Raw genomic sequence first — 16,063 nt, forward strand, 5'->3', positions numbered from 1 at the left:
CAGCCCCCACCCCTTGTCGAAGGGGTGGGGGCCGGCTCATGCCGTCAGGAGGAGGCGCCGTCAGGAGTAGGCCTCGACCTCCCACAGCGAGTAGCCGTAGCCGGTGGCCCGCTGGGTCCCGGTCACCCGGAGATGGCGTCCGCTGCCGTTCAGCCCGGTCAGTTCGTCCGTCCCGCCGTCGCTCGTGGTGGTGGAGTACACGTCCCTCCACGTCGTGCCGTCGTCCGACAACTGCACCTTGTAGGCGCGGCCGTAGGCGACCTCCCAGGTGAGGACCACCCGGTCCACGCTCTTCACGGAACCCAGGTCGACCTGGATCCACTGCGGGTCGGCGAAGGCCGAGGACCAGCGGCTGGTGGCGCTGCCGTCGGTGGCGGCCGTCGCCGGGTAGTCCGCCGACTGGACCGAGGAGGCCGTGGTCGGCTTGTTCAGGGCCAGGTTGGGCGAGGTCGTGGCACCGAGGTCGTCCACGGTGAGGTCGTCGACGACCAGGTCCCGGTCGGCGTTGGAGGTCTCCGCCGTGAGCTTGCGCATGCCGATCCAGGCGTCCACCCCGGCCGTGAAGGTCTTGGTGAAGTTGTTCGTGGTGCGGGCCTGCGGCAGCGTGTCGGAGGAGACCTGGCCCGTGCCGGCGCCCAGGGTGAGGGCGTAGTCCCCGGCCACGGACTGCTGGTACGTGAAGGTCACCTTGTACTGGTGGCCCGGCTCGAAGCGCAGGGTCTGCGGGATGGTCTGGTAGAGCAGCCCCGGCCGTTCCTCATGGGATTTGAGGGAGTTGCCGCCGGAGAGCACGTCGTCGATCAGCTTGCCGTTCCAGCCGGCCTGTGTGTACGGGGCGTTGAGCTGGGCGATGTGCGTGCGCGGGTCGGCCGTACTGCCGCCTGCCGGGCCGACGACGAAGGGGTACCAGCCGGAGTCGACGTTCTCGAAGTCCTCCGCGAAGGTGTGGCCGCCCTGCGGGCTGCGGGCCGTGCGCACCACTCGCACGTCGTCGAAGCCCGCCGTTCCCACCGCGCCGTCGGCGCGCAGGGCCAGGGTGGCGGTGGACTGTCCCGCCGGGACGTCGAACAGCACCCGCATCCGCTGCATGGTGCTGCCGTTCTTCTCGTCCGCCCCCACGTTGTTCTTGTACGGGGAACTCGTGGCGTACACGCTGCGCTCGGTGCCGCCCGCCGGGGTCACGGCGAGGGTGGCCCTGCGTCCGGTGGCGGTGGAGACGTACACGCTCGCCGCGTAGGTGCCCGGCGTCAGGCCGGCGAGCTGCTGCGAGACGGAGGTGGCTCCCTGCCCGAGGGTCAGCTGTGACTGGCCCACCGCGTTGCGGGTGACGGACGCGGACCCGGTGACCGTCCACTTCGACAGGTCGCCGGAGGTGAAGCCGGGGTCCCGGACCGGGCCGCCCTCGCCGAATCCGGCGTCCGCCTGCGCGGGCGCCGCGGACGGGTAGACGACGTACGGGGTCTTCGCTGTGGCCGTGACGGTGACCTTGCCGCCGGTCACCGGGAGGTCCGAGACCGGGACGCGGCCCTGGTCGGTGAGCTTGTACAGCTTGGCCGTGCCGTTCTGGGCCCAGGAGGCGGGCACGTTCCAGGTGGAGGTGCCGCCCGCACCGCTCCAGTGGTAGAGCTTCGACTCGCCGCTCTGGTTCCAGGGCAGCAGGTAGCTGTCGCCGATCAGGACGGGGTGGCCGTCCTTGCTGATGGTCCGGGTGTTTCCGCTCAGGGTGGCGCTGACTCCGCCGTCGAAGTCGATGCGGTTCGCCGCCCACTTGCGGATGGTGAAGCCCTGGAGGTACTTGGTGGGCAGGTTGGTGGTGAAGGTGGTGTTGATGAAGGTGGTGAAGTCCTTGGTGCCCTGCCAGCCCTCGTAGGCGGTCAGGGTGCCGCCGCCGAGCAGCGGGTCTCCGGCGATCCAGTCGTCGCGCTGCTGGTTGCGGATGAAGCGCACCACTTGGGAGTTGACCCCTTTGTAGTTGCTGCCGCCGTAGTTCAGGTCGTTGGCCCAGTGCGACCAGAGGGACTGGTCCTCGAACTTGTCGGGGAACTCGGTGGTGAGCTGGTAGCCGAGGCCGTTGATCTCGCGGGCCAGGGCTTGGGAGGTGTAGCCGTCCCCGTACCAGGTGTCCACGTAGAGGAACTTCAGGTCCGGGGCGACCGCCTTGAGCTCCTGCAGGCGGGCCAGGCGCTTGCCGCTGGTGCCGTCCAGCCGGTAGTTCAGGTGGTAGGACTGGTCGAGGTAGTCCCAGCCTTTGTCTGCGCCGCCGTTGTTGAGGAGCGCCGGGTCGAAGGTGCGGGCGACCGGGTAGGCCTCGGTGTCGTTGATGTGCACGCCGATGTCGGCGTTGTAGCCGGCGCCCGCCGCGATGAGGGTGTTGAGGTCGGCGGCGCCGCCCTGCCGGGTGCCGACCAGCCCGTAGTCGGGGTGGGCCGAGTCGTGGCCCTCCGAACCGTAGCCCTTGAGCAGGACGAACTGGCCCAGCCCGTCCGTGGCCCGGGCCACGCGCTTGGTCTCGTCCAGGGTCTGCAGGAAGGGATGCGTGGCCTGGGAGGCGAAGTTGTACGGGATGCGCTGCACCACGCGGCGGGCGGTGTCCTGCCAGCCCTGGGGGCTGGTCATGATCGAGCGGAAGGCGATGGCTCCGTCCTGCCAGTCCACGGTGGAGTCGCCGTTGCGGTCGCCGCTCACCACCACCTTGGCGTACGGCAGCGGTTCGGTGCCCGGTGCGCCGGCGGCCCGGTGCAGCCAGTCGCCGCTCCACAGACCGGCCCTCCGGTAGCCGGACTTGACCACCGTCTGCTTCTGGATCCGGCCGCTGTCCGCCGCGTTCTGGCCGGAGGGGCTGTCGTAGTACGAGTTCGTGGCGATCGACGCGGCGAGGGAACCTGTGTTGAGGATGGCGTACATGGCGCCCTGTGGGGCGGCGTCCGCGGTCGTGCCGGAGGTGAGCGGGGTGAAGGTGTCCCCGGTGCCGGTGGTGTTGGTGTTCATCCGGGTGGTCTCGACGGCGGCTCCGGGCTGGACGCTGCGCACCGAGACCAGGTTGTGCTGCGGGATCGACAGCGAGGTGACGGGTACGGCGCTGTCGGCGATCGAGGTGACGGCGAAGGTGAGGGCGCTGCCGCTGACGGACAGAGTGGCCTTGACCGTGTCTCCGTTGGCGAAGGCCATCGTGTAGTCGACGTGGTCGGCGGCGACGCTGCTGGTCACGGTCGGGGTCTGCGCGGAGCCGTTGAGGTTCACCTGGGTGAGGGTGTCCTCGTTGCCGTAGAGGACGGCGCCGGTGGCCTGGTCGGTGTACTGGACGACCCGGGGGAAGGCGGCGTCGACCTGGACCGCGAGGGCGGGTGAGGCGATGGTGACGGTCCCGGCGGCGGTGGCCGGCGCGGTACCGGCCACCAGCGTGGTGCCGAGGCCCAGGACGGCGGCGCAGAGGAGGGACGTGGGGCGGAGCGGTCTCATGGGACTCCCTGGTGGTGGGTCCGGTACGGGGTCCTTGCGGGTCCTTGCGGGTCCTTGCGGGGGCGCTGTACGGGAGAGGGCGGGGTCCGGGGCAGGGCGGACCCGGATCCCGGTGCGGTCGGGGCCGGCCCGGAGCGGGAAGGGGCGAATGGCGCTACGGACGCCGTGGGGTCACCAGCGCAGGACGGCCCAGCCGCGGTGGGGCAGTTCGGGGGCCAGGCGGACGGTGTGTCCGTGCCGTTCGGTGTCCGCGGGGCCGGGTTCGGCGAGCGGGGACAGGAGCGTGGCCGCGACGGTGGCCGTGTCCGGGAGGGCAGGCAGGTCCACCACCGGCCGGGCGGGGTCCTGGCAGCCGTTGGCCACGGTCAGGCTGGTGGCACCGTCCGCGCACGAGAGGTGCGGGATCAGGTACGGGCCGCCGCTGACCAGGGGCAGGCGGGCGGCCTCCCCCTCCAGGAAGCGGACCGTCCGGTGCAGCAGCCGCTGCGCGTGGTCGTCGGCCGGCAGCGTGTGGGGCTCGGTCGCGGCGAGTACGGCGACGCGTCCGCCGAGGGTGTTGGTGAAGACGGTGCGGCCCGCCCCCCATGCGCGGCCGTCCGGGGTGTGGACCTCGCTCCACCGCTGCGCCCCGGGCGCCTCCCGGAGCCGGGCGAGGGCGGGTTGGGTGTTGACGCTGAGGAGGAGGCCCGCGAGGTCCTCGCCCGCTGCGGCGCACAGCTGCTCGGTGGCGTACGGGCCCGGCCCGCCGGGGGTGGCCGGGGCCTCCCGGTCCACCGGTTCGGCGTCGGTCAGCCCGATGAGGGGTCCGAAGCCGCGCCGGTGCAGGATCGCCGCGGCGGTCCCGTCCAGCAGCAGGCCCCCGGCCAGCAGGGCCCGTACCGCCGGATCGTCGAACGCCCAGGCCGCCGGCCCGAACAGGGCCTGGACCGGGGCCGGTTCGGCCGTCACGGGTACTCCGTAGCGGAGCAGGAACTCGGCCGCCGGGCCCGGGTCGACGGCCAGCTCGGCCAGGCCTCCGCCGTGCGCCCGTACGTGGGCCGCGGCGTCCTGGGCGAAGGGCAGCCCGACACCGAGGGTGCGCTGCCCGCGCGGGTGCTGCCGGTGGACGAGGTCCAGCGCGGGCCGGGCGCGGCGCAGCAGTTCGGCGATCCGGGGGTGGCGTCCGGGGCTCGCTCCGTGCAGGGGGTGGAGGTTGAGCAGGAGGGCGTCCGCCCCGGAGAGTTGGGCGGCGACCATCTCCGACCAGGTCTGCACATCGGATTTGGACCAGGCGGTGTGCGGCCAGTTCTCGATCTCCGGCTCGCTGTCCACGCACTCCGGCCGCAGGGAGCGCTGCAGTTCGGGCATCCACACCTGCCGGGCGAGCTCGCGGCCGGGCGCGTCCGCGTACGGGGCGAAGTGCGGGCGGTGCACGGCGCGGCCTCCGGGGGCGGCCAGGGCCCCGAAGAGCGCTCCCCAGTCCCGGCCCTCCACGGAGGCGGCGTCCAGGCCCGAGCTCATCAGCCCGGTACGGGAGCGGCCGGCCGAGCGCCGGTGCACCTCGGCGGCCACCTGCGCGGCCACCTCCTGCTGCGCGGTCCGCCAGACCCGCTGCCACAGGGCGCGCAGCGGGTGTGGGGTGCCGGGCGCGGTGAGTGCGGCGAGGAGTTCCGGTCGTGTGACCGGGCGCCCGGCCAGGGCGGCCAGCCGGTCCAGCATGAGGGGTTCGAAGCCGCCGCCCCAGTCCAGCGGGGCGTGGTTGTGGAAGCGGAAGTCGTCCTCCAGCCACAGCACGCGGAAGCCCAGTTCGGCGAAGCGCCCGTAGTGCCCGGTCAGCCAGGCGCGCCAGCGCGGGCAGGCGAAGGAGGCCTGGGCCGCGGAGACCTTCCCGGTCGGGGACACCATCGGGGCGAAGCCGTGGGTGTCGGTGCGGCCGCGGTCGGCGTGGCCGGTGGTCACCCAGGGGTTGAGGCTCACGTCCAGGCCGGCGCCGAGGAGCACCTCTTGCGCGATGGCGGCAGCTTCGTACCAGAGGTCCTCGTGGGGGCCGGAGAGATGGCCGGTGAAATGCTCCTCGGCCCCGAGGAGCAGCACCACTTCCGCCACGCCCGCGTCGGTGCAGGTCTTGGCGAGTTCGGCCGCCGTGGCCGCGACGGCGGCCGTGCCTTCGTACGGATGGATCTGGAACCGCAGGTGGTACCGGGCGCTCACGCCGTCGGACTCCTCACCGTCAGCTCGCGGGCGGACGCACCGTCGAGCAATTAGTTTGGTTAGGATCTGAATTAATGGGAGCCTCGTCAACCCCCCGCGTGCCGCATCCGCTCCCGAAGGCGCAGGCGGGACCCGGGCCCACGGGTGGCAGACTCTCGGGGACGGCAGTGAGGAGTACCGGTGAGGACTGATCCGCGAAGCACGCAGCGCAGCGGCGACGAGGGCGGGCGGGGTGACGTCGGCCTCGGACCCGTCGTGATCAACGGCCCGGCGCGTCCCGCCGGGAGGGCCTCCATCCGCCGGGCCAACCTCGGTCTCGTGCTGCGCCTCCTGCGCGACGCCGGACCGCGGTCACGCGCACGGATCGCCGATGACGCGGGGCTGCCGAGGCCCACGGTCACCGGGCTGGTCACCGAGCTCATCGAACTCGGCCTGCTCCGTGAGGGGGACGCCGAGCGGGACGGCTCGGTCGGCCGTCCCGGTCAGAGCGTACGGATCGACGGCCGCGCGCTGTGCGGGATCGGCCTGGAGATCAACGTCGACTACCTGGCCGCCGTCGCCCTGACCCTGGGCGGGGACACCGTCTTCGAGCGGCGGGTCGCCATGGACGTCCGCGGCGCCGGGCCCGAGGCCGTCCTGGACTGCGCCGCCGGGCTGGTCCGCGAGGCCCTCGCCACCCTCGACGCCGCCGCGATCGCCACGGCCGGGGTCACAGTCGCCGCCCCCGGCGTCGTCGACATCGCCGCGGGCACCGTCGTCTACGCCGCGAACATCGGCTGGCACGACGTCCGCGCGGTCAGCGGGATCCGCGCCCGCCTGGGGCGCGGTGCGCCCCCGCTGCGCCTGGAGAACGACGCGAAACTCGGCGCGGTGGCCGAGTACTTGGAGGCCTCCGCGGCCGGCATCCACGACCTCATCTACGTCACCGGCGAGACGGGCGTGGGCGGCGGCATCATCAGCGGCGGCCGGCTCCACCGCGGAGCGGCCGGGTTCGCCGGGGAGATCGGCCACATGCCGCTCGACCCGGGCGGCGCGCTCTGCGCCTGCGGGCGCCGGGGCTGCTGGGAGACCATGGTCGGGCTCACGGCCCTGCTGCGGCACGCCGCCGCCCCCGAAGATCCCGTGCACGACCCCTCCCTCGACCTGGAGACCCGGCTGACGGATCTCCAGGGGCGGGCGGCCGCCGGGGACGCCCGCACGCTGGAGGCCCTGGACCGGATCGCCGACGGTCTCGGCCTCGGGCTGGCGCTGCTGGCGGACGTCCTGAATCCGCGCGCGGTGGTGCTCGGCGGCTACTTCACCTATTTCGGCGACCGACTGGCCCCGCGGGTGGAGCGACTGATGGCCGAACGGGTGATGGCCCCGGACACGGGCGGCTGCCGCCTGCTGCTCTCCACCCTCGGCTTCACCGCTCCGGCCCGCGGCGGCGCGCTGCTGGCCCTCGACCCGGTGTACGAGGACCCGGCCCTGACGGTGGCGACGGCGAAGGGGGCCTGAAAGCCCGACACCGGGTCCTACGGGTCCCACCCGGCGATCCGCGGCGGGCGCTGCGGCGGGGCCGCGATCCGCAGCCCCGGCAGCCGTCACCGGCGGATCCTCACGCCCCTCCGGTCCAGAACGGCCGGGCCAGGAGGGCCGCGGCGCGTACGGCGGCCCCGTCCAGGACCAAGGCGGCGTCCCGCAGTCCGCGTTCCGGCCACGCGCACGACAGCGTGAGCGGTCCCGGCGGCGGCAGCGGCCATGCCCACAGCGTCAGGCGTACGTCCTCGCCGTCCTCCGGGCCGCCCCAAGCGGCCTCGTACCCGCTGACGACCAGAACCGGTCCGCGCCCGTCCCGCAGTCCGGAGTCCTCGTCCTGCACCACGACGCTGCCGTCGCCGAGTCGGAGGCGGAAGGTCGGCTGCGCGTGCTCGGTGAAGCCGGTGGAATCGGACGCCTGCCCGCCGGGAGGTGGAGCCGCGCCGCGCGCGTGGGCTTCCACCTCGATCTCGAGCCCGGCCGGGTAGGCGATGACCTGCCGGGCGAGCACCACCAGCCCGTCCGTCCGGCCGATCACCGCCGGGCCCGCGACGTGTCCGCCGATCATGCGCGGCGGCGCCTGCCACTCGGGCAGATCGCCGGCACTTCCCCTGTTCGGATCCTCAAGCACGTTCGGAGCGTAGCCGGTTGGGGCTGCGCGGGTGAGGGCGAATCCAAAGGTCGCCGCAGACCCCCGCCCGGCCGCGCAAGTCTTCGGTGTCTGTTCACTCCCCCGTGACCTGCATCTTCCCGGCGGGGGCGGCGCGGCCGGTCGAATGGGCGGAGCAAAGGTCTGGACCATCTGAGATGCGCCAATCCCGTGGCCGATTGCACGTGTTGGTCGCGCGGAAACAAATGGTCTATACCTCTGGCGCTATGGTGACCATCTGAAACGGGCGCATAAACAGCCGTGGGGGGCTTTATGACCTTTCATCATCTTCCGCAACCTCCTTCCGACGAGGAGCTCTACTGGTACTTCGGCCCGCAACGACGCTGGGTCCTCATCAGCACGAGCCTCGCCTTCGTCTTCACCGCGGCGACCATGTTCACCTTCGCGCTGCGCACTCCGGCCCTGTGGGCCTTCCTCGCCGTCCTCGGGCTCAACCTCGTCGCCCTCGTCCTCTCCTCGGTGAACAGCCTGCGCCAGCGCAGGCTGACCCGGCCCTCGCACGAGGTGCTCGTCCGTGCCTGGCAGCCCGCCCGACTGCCCGGCGTGGACCTGTACTTGCCGACCTGCGGCGAGCCGCTCCCCGTCCTGGACAACGCCTACCGCGCGGTGTCGGCCGTCGACTGGCCGGGCGCGCTGACCACATGGGTCCTGGACGATGCCGACCGTCCCGAAGTCGCCGCGCTGGCGGCCTCGTACGGGTACGAGTACGTCGTACGGCCGGACCGGGGGCACCTGAAGAAGGCGGGGAACCTCAATCACGCCCTGACGCTGAGCGGCGCCGAGTTCATCGCCATCCTCGACGCCGACTTCGCGCCCCGGCCGGACTTCCTGCGCCATCTCGTGCCCTATCTGGCCGACCCGGCCGTCGGGATCGTGCAGAGCCCGCAGTGCTTCGACACCGACGGGACCATGGGCTGGATCCAGCGGGCCGCGGGCTCCGCCCAGGAGTGGTTCTTCCGCTGGATCCAGCCGTCCCGGGACGCGAGCGACGCCGCCATCTGCTGCGGCAGCAACGCCGTCTACCGGCGCGCCGCCATCGACCTGGCCGGCGGCTTCGCCCGCCTCGACCACAGCGAGGACCTGTACACGGGCCTCGCCCTGCACGCGCAGGGGTTCCGCACCCTGTACGTACCGGTGCTGGTGGCCAAGGGCACCTCACCCGACGAGGTCACCTCCTTCGTCAACCAGCAGTACCGGTGGGCGATGGGCAACCTCCACCTGCTCACCTCGCCCGTCCTGCGGAAGATGGGCGCGCCCTGGCGGATGCGGCTGTGCTTCTACGAGGGCGTGGTCGGCTACCTGGCCGCCGCCGTGAACACCTTCGCGGCGCCGCTGCCGCCCCTGGTGATGATGTTCTGGTACCCGGACGACATCCGGCCCTGGCACGTCCTGCCGCTGCTCGCCCCGCTGTGGCTCTGGCACGTGCTCCTCCCGCGGATCAGCAGGACCCGCTGGCGGGTGGAGGTGATCCGGGCGAACGTCCTGACGAGCGTCGCCGCCGCCACCGCCTTCCTGCACACGCTGCGCGGTCGCAGCGCCGACTGGGTGCCCACCGGCACCCGGGGTCCCGCCCGTTCCGGCGGCATGGCCCGCCGGGTGGTGGGCGTCTCCCTGGTCTGGCTGGTCCTCTCCAACGGCGCGGCCGCGGCGGGGCTGGCGCTGGCCGTGGCCCGCAACGGCTGGGAGCCCAACTGGGGTCTGCTCCTCTACTTCCTCGTGCAGTGCCAGATCAACGGCCCGCTGGTCCGGGACCTGTTCTCCGAGCTGCGCCCGGCGGCGCTCTCCGGGGAGCGGTCCCGAGACGCCTCGGCCGGGGCCGGACCCGCTCCGGCCCGCGGCCGTGCGCGCAGCCTCGTACGGGCCTTCGCGGACCGTTCCCGGACCGGCTCCCGCAGCGGCGTGCTGCCGCGCCGCTGGCCCGAGACCCTCGCCGCCTCGGCGGTGCTCCTGCTCACCGGCCTGCTGGCATCCGGGTGGGTCAACCCCATGCTTCCCTGGCTGAGTTGAAAGGCTCCACGACCACCATGCACTCCCCCGTTCCCTCTCCCGTTCCGCCCTCCGCGCCACCCTCCCCGACGACCGGCGCCTCCCCGCCGCCCTGCCCTCCGAGTTCCCCGGCGCGCTCCGGCGGCGAGTCCGGGCCCAGCCCGCACCGGTCCGCGTTCCGGCCCGACATCGAGGGACTGCGCGCCGTCGCCGTCCTCGCGGTGCTCGCCTTCCACGCCGGGGTTCCGGGACTCGCGGGCGGTTTCGTCGGCGTGGACGTCTTCTTCGTCGTCTCCGGCTACCTCATCACCGGTCTGCTCGTCCGCGAGGCCGTCACCACCGGCCGGATCCGGCTCCTGGACTTCTTCTCCCGGCGGGCCCGTCGGCTCCTGCCCTCCGCCGCCGTCGTCCTCGGCGCGGTGGCCCTGGCCGGGGCCTGGCTGACCGTACCGCTGCGCCGCGCCGACCTGGAGCAGGACGTGGTCGCGGCGGCGCTGTCCGCCGCCAACTGGCGGTTCGTCTCCCAGCGGACCGACTACCTCGCCGCCGGGCACGAGCAGAGCCCGCTCCTGCACTTCTGGTCCCTCGCCGTCGAGGAGCAGTTCTACCTCCTCTGGGCGCCCCTGCTCGCCCTGATCGTGCTCGGAGCGGCCCGGGCCGTACGCCGTGGCCGTGCCGTGCGGGCCGCCGTGGCCCTGGCCGCCGTACCGCTGGTGCTCGCGTCGTTCGCGCTGTCGCTGCGCTGGACGGACCACTCCGCTGCGCTCGCGTACCTCGCGACACCCTCCCGCGTCTGGCAGTTCGGCGTCGGCGCCGTGGTGGCCCTGCTGCCCTGGCACCTCATGCGCGGCCCGCGTCCGCTGCGGCTGCTGTGCGGCTGGGCCGGGGGCGCGGCGATCGTATGGAGCGCCGTCGCCTTCGACGCGGCCACGCCCTACCCCGGCTACGCGGCCCTGGTACCGACCCTGGGGGCGGCCGCCGTCATCCTCGCCGCGATCCCCGGCCGGGGCGAGCGCAGCACACCGGGCAGCTACGGGATCGGCCGGCTGCTCGCGGGGCGGGCTCCCCGGGCGGTGGGGCGGCTCTCCTACACCCTGTACCTGTGGCACTGGCCGGTGCTCGTCCTCGCCGAGGCCCGCTTCGGCCCCCAGGACTGGCCGGTGAAGGCCGCGCTCACCCTGGCCGCCGCACTGCCCGCCTACGCCACCATGCGCTGGGTCGAGCAGCCGCTGCGCCGCAGCCGCACCGTCTCCGAATTCCCGCGCCGCGGGCTATCGGTGGGCATCACGGCCGTGGTCCTGCCGGTGGTGCTCGCGCTGGTCGTGGGCACCACGACGCTGAACCTACTGGGTCCGGCAACGCCGGTCCGACTGGCCGGCCTGCCTCCCGGCGCCGACTCCGGCCCGCACCTGCTCGCCCGTACGGGCTCCGCTCCGCTGGGTGCGGGCCCGGTCGTGCCCGGCCCCGCGCAGGCGCGGGGGGACTTCCCGCCGGACGGGGCCTGCGAGGTGGCCCCGGCCGTTACCCGCAGCCCGGACTGCCTGTTCGGCGCGGTGGACAGTCCGGACCGGATCGTGCTGCTCGGCGATTCGCACGCCGGCCAGTGGTTCTCCGCCATGCTGGCCATGGCCTCGCAACGGGGCTGGGCGCTCCAGGAGTTGGTGAAGCAGGGCTGCCCCCTGCCGCAGCTCGCGGTGGACAGTCCCCAACTCGGCCGCGCCTACCGGGAGTGCGACACCTGGCGCGCCGACACCCTGGAGCGGCTGCGGCAGCAGCCGAAGCCCCGGCTCATCGTGATCTCCTCGCTCAACCGCTACACCGCCGATTCCGAACTCCTCGCCGAGGCCTGGGAGAAGACCCTCGAACCACTGCGGGCGATCGGTGCGCCGATCGTCTACATCGAGGACACTCCGGTACCGGGTGCGGACGTCCCCGCGTGCGTCTCCGGCAGCCCCGAGGAACCCGCGGCCTGCGCGTTCAGCCGTACGAAGGCCCAGCAGGGCGATCCGCTGGCCCGGCGGATCGCCGCCGGCGCCCTGCCCGGCGTACGCGCCGTGAGCGTGAACCCGGTCCTGTGCCCGGGCGACGGGCCGACCTGCCCGGCCGTACTGGACCGCATCCTGCTGTACCGGGACGACGCCCACCTGACCAACGTGGCGGTCGTCGTCCTGACCCCCCGGCTGGAACGGCTGCTCATGGAATCGGGAGCGCTGCCCGCCGTGGGCGGGGCGGGCGCCGCGTCGGGGGCGGCGGGGCCTGCGGGCTGGACCGAGGTGTTCAGGGAGGAGTTCGACGGTCACGCCGGCAGTCCTCCGTCCTCCGCGAACTGGCTGCACGACACCGGCACTTGCTATCCGGGATGCCCCGCCGCCCAGTGGGGCACGGGTGAGATCGAGACGATGACCGACTCGACCGACAACGTCCGTCTCGACGGCGAGGGCGCATTGGAGATCGTCCCCACCCGCACGAACGGCGCGTGGAGCTCGGGCCGCATCGAGACCCGGCGCTCCGACTTCGCGCCGCCGCCCGGCGGAATCCTGCGGATCGAGGCGGCGATCGCCCTGCCTTCGGTGACCGGCGCCAAGGCGGCCGGCTACTGGCCGGCGTTCTGGACCCTCGGGGCGCCGCTGCGCGACGGGTACACGGGCTGGCCCGGCATCGGGGAGCTCGACATCATGGAATCGGTCAACGGCCGGGACAGCGTCTTCGCGACCATGCACTGCGGGACCCTCCAAGGCGGCCCGTGCCGGGAGCCTGCGGGCCTGAGCTCGGGCCCGCAGGCGTGCGGGGACTGCCGTACGGGGTTCCACACGTACGCCGTCGAGGTCGACCTCGCCCCGGGCGCCGAGGAGGTGCGCTGGTACCTGGACGGCCGCGTGCACCACCGGGTGGCCGCCGCCCGGATGGACCCGGACACCTGGAAACGAGCGGTGGACCACGGCCTGTTCCTGATCCTCAACGTGGCCATCGGCGGCGGCCTCCCCCTGGCCGACGGCGCAACCCCGACCCCGGAAACCGAACCGGGCCACCCGATGCGGGTCGACAGGGTGACCGTCTCCACCCGGGGCCGGGCCGCGTAGGGCTGTCCGTGACGCGGAGGGGTCTGTTCGGCCTCGGGGTGGCGGGCCGACGACGGCAATCACCCGTCCGGGACGGAGCGGGCCCGCGAGGCCGGACACCGGGCACCGGGCACCGGGCAAGGCGCGCCGGGTGCCCGGGCCGCTCCGGGTGGGGGCACGCCGCCCCGGACCGGCGAGCTCTGCCCCGCCCGGCCCCGGAAGGATGGGACAGTGGAGGCATGTGTGGTCGATATGCCTCCTCGCGGGCACCGGAAGACCTCGCCGGACTCTTCGGTGCCCGGCTCGATCCCGGCCGGGAGCTGGGGCCCTCGTGGAACGTTGCGCCCACCGACGAGGTGTGGGCGGTGCTGGAGCGCGCCGACCGGGACACCGGGGAGCTCGGGCGGCAGCTGCGTCCGGTGCGGTGGGGTCTGGTGCCGTCCTGGGCCAAGGACCCCGCCGTGGGATCGCGCATGATCAACGCGCGGGTGGAGACCGTCCACGAGAAGCCGGCCTACCGGCGGGCCCTGGCCAAGCGCCGGTGCCTGCTGCCCGCGGACGGCTTCTACGAGTGGGTCGCCGTACCCGCCACCGGTACGGCCAAGGCCTACAAGCAGCCCTACTTCATCCGGCCCGAGACCGGCTCGGTCATGGCCATGGCCGGGCTGTACGAGTTCTGGCGCGACCCCGGCGTCGAAGACCGGGACGACCCGGACGCCTGGCTCACCACGGCCACGATCATCACCACCGAGGCCACCGACGCGGCCGGCCGCATCCATCCCCGCATGCCGCTCGCCCTCGACCCCGGCGACTACGAGGCCTGGCTCGACCCCTCCCACGAGGACACGGCGGATCTCCGCGCCCTGCTCCACACCCCCGCCGACGGCCTGCTCGCGGTGACCGCGGTCTCGACCGCCGTCAACAGCGTCCGCAACAACGGCCCCCACCTCCTCGACCCCACCGGCTGACGACACCGCACCACAGCACAACAACCTCGTATCTTCTCGGAAATTCGTACGAGTCCGGGCGCCGATTTCGGGGTTTCCAACGGTTTGGCGGGACGATCGGGCATTTGGTGCCCGCCGCGCCCCGGCCGCTGCGATGCTTCCGCCGGTATCACCGGGCCGTGGTCCTTCCAACGGGCCCCGGAATACCGGCGAACGGGCGGCACCGCCGGAGGAAGCTGCGCTCCGGTCCGTCGTACGGGAGCGTCCGGCCGCGGCTTCCCGGGAGTATGCGACTCCGGCCGCTGCCGGACGGAGGCGAGAGGGGGAGACTCGATGTCTTCGACTGCTGTGTTACATGGTCCGCGCACCCCGTGGCGGCGCCGACTGCTGGCGGTGGCCGCGTCCTCGGCGCTGGCTGCAGGCGGCCTGACGGTCTTGGCGCCCCCGGCGTCGGCGGAGGGGGTGTGCGCCGCCCCGGTCCTGGTGGGGGCCACCACCACGATCACCTGCTCGGCGGGGGGTTCCGGAAGCGTCACGGTGCCCGACGGCGTCTCCGTCGGTGTGGTGACCCTGGACGGCGCCGGGGGCGGGAACGCCGCCGACGGCACCGCCGGAGGCAAGGGCGCGCACCTCGTCGCGATCATCCCGGCCACGCCCGGGCAGACCTTCAACGTGACCGTCGGCCGGCGCGGCGCCAACGGCACCGCGAGCGTGCAGTTCGGCGTTCCGGGATCCGGCGGCGCCCTGGTCGCGGTGACCACCGCCGCCAACGCGCCGCTGCTGACGGCCGGTTCGGGCGGCGGGGCGGGCGGAGCGGGCATCGGCTCCCCCGCCTACCGGGGAGCGGCCGGCGGTGACAGCGGCAGGGCCGGCGCCGACGGCAACGGCCTGGTCCCCGACGCGCAGGGCGGTACGGGCGGCGGCCCGGGCACCGACACGGCCGGCGGGGCCGCCGGGACCGGGGGTCCCGGGGCGGACAACGAGGGCCCGAACGGCTCTCCGGGCGCCTTCCCGAACGGCTCCGGCGGCTCCGCCGCCCAGGGCGTGTTCAGCCCGACGGGCGCCGGCGGCCGCGGCGGAGCCGGGTACGGCGGTGGAGGCCGGGGCGGAGCCGGTGGCAGATACGGCACCACCGGTGGTGGCGGAGGAGGGGGTGGCGGAGGGTCCAGCCTGGTCTCCGGGACGGTTCCCGGCTCGTCCGTCACGCTGACCGAGGGAGCCAACGCCGGTGACGGGCGGATCGTGTTCGCCTTCACCCTTCCGCCCACGGTCACCTCCGTCGGCCCGGCCGCCGGACCCACGGGCGGCGGTACGGCCGTGACGGTCACGGGCACGAACCTGTCGGGCGCCGCCCTCACCTTCGGCGCGGACAACCCCGCCACCAACGTCTCGTGCACGGCGACTTCCTGCACCGCCACCGCTCCGGCAGGGACGGGCACCGTGGACGTCCGGGCCACCACCCCCGGCGGCACCAGCGCCCCGTCCCCCGCGGGCCGCTACACCTACGCCCCCGTCCCCGTGGTGACCTCGCTCAGCCCCTCCGTCGGCACGACGGACGGCGGTACGGTCGTCACCGTCGGCGGCACGGGCCTGGACGGCGCCACCGCGATCGTCTTCGGCCCCGGCAACCCGGGCACCGGTCTCTCCTGCACCCCCACGGCCTGCACCGCGACCGCGCCCGCCCACGCCGCGGGCCCCGTGGACGTCCAGGTCACCACGCCCGGCGGCACCAGCGCCGTGACCGGCGCGGGCCGGTACACGTACCAGCTCCCGCCCGCCGACATCGACGTGGACCTGACCGCACAGCCCGGCTTCAGCCTGCTGGTCCCCTACCTCACCTACACCCTGACCGCCCGCAACACCGGTCCCGGCACGGTCACTTCGGCCACGCTCACCGCGAGCCTGCCGGCGGGCGCGTCCGCAAACACCCTGTCCCCGGGATGCACGGCCGCCGGGTCCACGGTGACCTGCGCCTACGGGACCATCGCCAACGGCGCCACCGTCAGCAAGACCTTCCGGGTACCGCTGGGGCTGCTCTCGCTGGGGCGCGTCTCGGTCTCCGCCACCCGTACGGCGTCCGCGCCGACCGACCCCAACCCGATCAACGACAGCGCGACCGCCAGCTGCACGGTGGTCTCCGTCCTCCTGGCCACCTGCCCCTGACCCGGCACCTGCGTCGCCACCAACGGGACGCCCTGCAGGCATGACGGCCGCCGGCCCGCCTCGTCACGAGG

At 73.7% G+C, this 16,063-nt stretch carries 8 protein-coding genes; 5 read left to right on the forward strand and 3 right to left on the reverse strand.

Going from position 1 to position 16,063, the window contains the following annotated elements; translation table 11 throughout:
* Positions 1-60: 60 nt before the first annotated feature.
* Both ACFVX6_RS38445 and ACFVX6_RS38450 read right to left on the reverse strand, forming a co-directional pair.
* A complete protein-coding gene (locus tag ACFVX6_RS38445) occupies positions 61-3,459 on the reverse strand; it encodes an endo-alpha-N-acetylgalactosaminidase family protein (RefSeq protein ID WP_389699234.1) in 3,399 nt (1,132 codons plus the stop codon).
* 171 nt (positions 3,460-3,630) lie between these two features.
* A complete protein-coding gene (locus tag ACFVX6_RS38450) occupies positions 3,631-5,649 on the reverse strand; it encodes a hypothetical protein (protein WP_389699235.1) in 2,019 nt (672 codons plus the stop codon).
* A gap of 180 nt (positions 5,650-5,829) precedes the next feature.
* Here ACFVX6_RS38450 and ACFVX6_RS38455 point away from each other — a divergent pair, with 180 nt between their 5' ends.
* On the forward strand, positions 5,830-7,146 hold the full coding sequence (locus ACFVX6_RS38455; protein ID WP_389699236.1) for an ROK family protein: 1,317 nt from the start codon (positions 5,830-5,832) through the stop codon (positions 7,144-7,146).
* Between the two features lie 100 nt (positions 7,147-7,246).
* Here the strand turns inward: ACFVX6_RS38455 and ACFVX6_RS38460 are convergent, their stop codons facing one another.
* Positions 7,247-7,798, reverse strand: a complete 552-nt coding sequence (locus ACFVX6_RS38460; RefSeq protein WP_389699237.1) for a hypothetical protein — start codon at positions 7,796-7,798, stop codon at positions 7,247-7,249.
* 291 nt (positions 7,799-8,089) lie between these two features.
* On the opposite strand from ACFVX6_RS38460, the gene ACFVX6_RS38465 reads away from it, so the two are divergent.
* From ACFVX6_RS38465 to ACFVX6_RS38480, 4 genes are all read left to right on the forward strand, one after another.
* Positions 8,090-9,844: a glycosyltransferase family 2 protein gene (locus ACFVX6_RS38465; protein ID WP_389699238.1), complete on the forward strand. Its 1,755-nt coding sequence runs from the start codon at positions 8,090-8,092 to the stop codon at positions 9,842-9,844.
* A gap of 17 nt (positions 9,845-9,861) precedes the next feature.
* Positions 9,862-12,903: an SGNH hydrolase domain-containing protein gene (locus tag ACFVX6_RS38470; protein ID WP_389699241.1), complete on the forward strand. Its 3,042-nt coding sequence runs from the start codon at positions 9,862-9,864 to the stop codon at positions 12,901-12,903.
* A 218-nt stretch (positions 12,904-13,121) separates the two neighbouring features.
* Positions 13,122-13,850: an SOS response-associated peptidase gene (locus ACFVX6_RS38475; RefSeq protein ID WP_389699239.1), complete on the forward strand. Its 729-nt coding sequence runs from the start codon at positions 13,122-13,124 to the stop codon at positions 13,848-13,850.
* A 327-nt stretch (positions 13,851-14,177) separates the two neighbouring features.
* Complete coding sequence (locus tag ACFVX6_RS38480; RefSeq protein WP_389699240.1) at positions 14,178-15,992, forward strand: IPT/TIG domain-containing protein; 1,815 nt, start codon at positions 14,178-14,180, stop codon at positions 15,990-15,992.
* Positions 15,993-16,063: the final 71 nt, after the last annotated feature.

This window comes from Streptomyces sp. NPDC058289 (assembly GCF_042880975.1).
GTDB classification, from domain to species: domain Bacteria; phylum Actinomycetota; class Actinomycetes; order Streptomycetales; family Streptomycetaceae; genus Streptomyces; species Streptomyces stoeckheimensis.